This is a genomic window from Hydrogenovibrio sp., assembly GCF_049975065.1.
Taxonomy (GTDB): Bacteria; Pseudomonadota; Gammaproteobacteria; order Thiomicrospirales; family Thiomicrospiraceae; genus Hydrogenovibrio.
In genome coordinates this window covers 11,028-14,534 of sequence record NZ_JBNGDN010000049.1, presented here as the reverse complement: position 1 = coordinate 14,534, position 3,507 = coordinate 11,028, and the positions used below count along the sequence as shown (strand labels likewise).

The 3,507-nt window shown below is 49.3% G+C and carries 3 protein-coding genes; 2 read left to right on the top strand and 1 reads right to left on the bottom strand.

The genetic code is table 11. The features are described 5' to 3' along the window. Nucleotides 1-1,669: TonB-dependent receptor plug domain-containing protein (locus tag ACP5D0_RS06930; RefSeq protein WP_472364934.1), on the bottom strand; the 1,669-nt coding region annotated here is incomplete at its 3' end. Nucleotides 1,670-2,041: 372 nt separating this feature from the next. Between ACP5D0_RS06930 and ACP5D0_RS06925 the strand changes: the two genes are divergently transcribed. Beyond that, nucleotides 2,042-2,524 carry a DUF2059 domain-containing protein gene (locus ACP5D0_RS06925; protein WP_472364933.1) on the top strand — a complete coding sequence of 161 codons (483 nt, stop codon included), beginning with the start codon at nt 2,042-2,044 and terminating at the stop codon, nt 2,522-2,524. A 301-nt stretch (nt 2,525-2,825) separates the two neighbouring features. Further along, nucleotides 2,826-3,419 (top strand): molybdopterin-dependent oxidoreductase, encoded by a 594-nt coding sequence (locus ACP5D0_RS06920; protein ID WP_472364932.1) that lies wholly within the window; start codon nt 2,826-2,828, stop codon nt 3,417-3,419. The last annotated feature ends 88 nt before the right edge of the window (nt 3,420-3,507 follow it).

Here is a 3,507-nt window from a genome sequence, read left to right as displayed (position 1 = left end):
TATTCAACTGCAGCTCCACCCCCTTGGTGCTACCGGTGCCCACATTCTGATTTTGATTACAGGTGGATCCACCGCATTCGGTGCTTTGAATGGTGACATACTCGATGGCATCGGTAATATCGGAATAAAACACATTGGCTTGGTAGCTCACACGACTCAAGCGCCCTTTCGCCCCAATTTCATAATGCGTGGCCTGTTCGGCCTTCAAATCCATGTTCGGCAGCCCACTGCCCAGACGATAGGAAAACATTTCTTTCATCGTCGGGAAACGCGACTTCAATGACACCCCGGCAAACAGCGTTTGTCCTTGAATGCTGTAATCCCCTTTAATTTGGAAATTATCCTTGCCTTGGGTGCCGTCCGGATCATTATTCGGATCGCCGTCATCCGTTTTGGTCATTTCGAATTCGTCACGACGATAACCTAAGGTTAAATTGGCTTTTTCGGTCAACGCAATGGTGTCTTCCAAGCCCAGGGAATAGATATGGCTTTGATAGGTACGCCAGCTTTCATCGAAATCCGGCGGCGAGTTATCACTGGCCAGATCGCGTTCACGGTGCTCGTCAAACTTCATCTGAAAGTTCGCCTTCAGGTCGTGATTTTCAACCGGCAATCCACCTTCCAGGCTCCCGCCCATGGTCTGGTCATCGTATTGCGAGCGGAAGGCATAACGCTTGGTGACCGTTTGATAACGATCATCGTCATACGAAGTCAACTTATTGTTGAACTGATCATAAAATAAACGAGACTTCACATAGCCATCACCCAATTGCGTATGACCAACGTAATACAGGCTTTCCTGATTCCATTGCGGCCAATCCCAATAACGTACCCGCTGCCCGGTGTCAGAAGACCCGGCATAAGGGGGCGACTGTTTGTCACTTTGCGTTTGGTAGTAGCTCAAGGTGTATTCATCCGTCGCATTCGGCATGTAGCCCACTTTAAGGTTGCCCGTCGCGCTGTCGGTACCGGAACGATCCCGACTGCCTTTGCCCTGTACCACATCGCCCGGCTTATATTCAATGGGATCATAATCATCGGACAAGGGATAGTCGCTCGCTTCCAGGCGTGACAAGCCCCCGATCAGATACATCTTGCCACCGCCGGTGCCGATTTGAATATTCTGAGCGTTTTTGAACAGGCCGTCCTTGCCTGCTTCCACGCCCATATCCGCTTCCACTTCCAACGCTCGGCTCGGGCGTCGAGTCACCAGATTGATGGAGCCGCCCATATTATTTGGCCCTTCCAACAGAGACCCCAAACTTTTCGACACCTCGATTCGGCTCAAATCGGCCGTCAGATAACGACTCAAATCAATATTGCCATCATAAGGCACATAAATCGGCATCCCATCCAGATTCAAGGTAATCTGGCGCGAATCAAACCCACGAATATTCGCCTGACTTTCCGCACGGCGACCGCCCTGCACCAAGACCACACCTGGGACATTCTTAATCGCCTCACCCACATCCGTGTGGGCGTGCTGACGCATATCCTGTGGTGTCACCACATTCACAGGATTCGACGCTTCCGCTTGAGCCGAGACTTGAATTTTACCCAGCGTAAAAACGTCTGCTCCGGATGTTTTTTTCGCTTCATCAGCTTGCGCTGGATGCGCCATAACACTCGCCATTGCCAGAATCAATTTCATGTGTTTGCTATACGTCATAACCCGACAGTTCCTTTCAATCTCAAAAATAGGGGGCAACCCGAAGATTCCAGAACGCATGAAATATTCGAGCTAGATTTACTTTTGTACATATCGAATCCGTTAAAAAAACCGTTTTGTCCCAAAAGCTGAATGGGGAACCAAAACGGCCTTCAATGAATTTGAGTAAAACCGATTCGTTATATACCTAAAGAAATAACGGTTCCTATTAGAACATGCTTATATCCGATGACTCAATACTTTTTTAACAAAAATAAATTTTCAGGTCATAACAAAACTTTATGATCACTCTTTTTTAAAGCGCCCTCATTCTCCTTGCCCACAGCGTTTCTGGCGGGTAAGATGATGTTTTACAGGGTTTGGATAAAACACATGAAAAAACAACTTTCAATCGTCTGCCTGCTTCTGGCCTTTATGACAAATCATGCTCTGGCTGATAGTGCCCAGCCTGCATCCGCCGCCAGTGTCAAACAATTGATGGAGACCACCGGCTCGACACAAATGTCACGCCAAATCGTGCAGCAGATGATTCCCATGCTGAAAAAGCTGGCACCGGAAGCACCGGAGGATTTTTGGCAAACCTTTATGAAACAAGTCAGCCCCGATCAGATCAACGCCCTGATCATTCCCATCTATCAAAAATACCTCACCGATGAAGATGTACAGAAAATCAACGAATTCTACGCCACCCCCACTGGCCAGAAACTCCTAAAAGTGCAGCCGAAAATCGCCCGAGAATCCATGCAAGCCGGCCAGGCCTGGGGGCAGGAAATCGCTCGTAAAGTGCTGAAAGAATACCAGGCCTCGCAAGCCAAGCAACCGCCACCGAAAACCGACCCACTGCTCGAACCATAACCCCAACGCACAAAAAACACCAACCAGTTCAAGGCACAACCCCTTGCCTAATGAACGGCGAAATGCTTTAATGCAGAACGGTATGTATATTTATACATAATGAAACCTATTCATTCTAACCGGATTGCTCATAAATTTACGCTAGGGTCGCGCAGAACTTGGGTTTCACAGAGAAATTTCTGAAGGCCGTGTCGTATCCACGATTACGACCGACTGAGTAACTATTTCTAGAAAAATCAAAGAATAAGCGAGATGGAGCCTAATTTATGAATTTTCCGATCTAAAGCCATCGAGAAACCCAATGAACCGCATACACACTCAAACCCGACGTCCGCCACATCCCGCCAACCGAATGATCCGCTTCTGGCACCCAAAAAAGATTGATCGGCTGTTCGTCATTCTGTTTAGCCTCCTACTGATCGGTTCCGCACAAGCCGACAGCCAGCGAATGAGCCAACACCTGAGCGTCTTCGGTGCGGTGCAGGCTGAGCAGCAGTTCACGCTGGGACAGCTGAAACAACTGGCGGGATCACACCTCAAAGACATTCCCGTTCTGTGCCAGAGCGGAGCCAACAAAGGCCATATGGAAAGTTTGAGCGGCGTTCCGTTAAAAACCTTACTCGAACACGTCGGCCTGAAGGTTCCCAAAGGCAAAGACCTGCGCAAAGTGGCTATTTTGGCCTATGGCACCGACGACTACTGGGTCACCTTTTCCTGGGGCGAGATTTTCAACCAGCCCCAAGGCGACCGAGTGCTGATTTACTACGCCAAAAACGGCCAAGCCCTCGGACAGGAATCGGGTCAATTTGCGCTGATGCCGACTAACGACACCCGAACCGGTGCCCGTCAAGTGAAATGGCTGGAACGCATCGAAGTCCGCCTCATGACGCCGTAACAAGCTATTTGCCAGGCCTGGTCAGATCGTTTTTTAACCACAGAGACGCAGAGACACGGAGCGATTTGAACCACGAAGACACGAAGAC

Coding starts and splice junctions, on each gene's coding strand:
- ACP5D0_RS06925 (WP_472364933.1), top strand. CDS start 2,042: ATGAAAAAACAACTTTCAATCGTCTGCCTGCTTCTGGCCTTTATGACA.
- ACP5D0_RS06920 (WP_472364932.1), top strand. CDS start 2,826: ATGAACCGCATACACACTCAAACCCGACGTCCGCCACATCCCGCCAAC.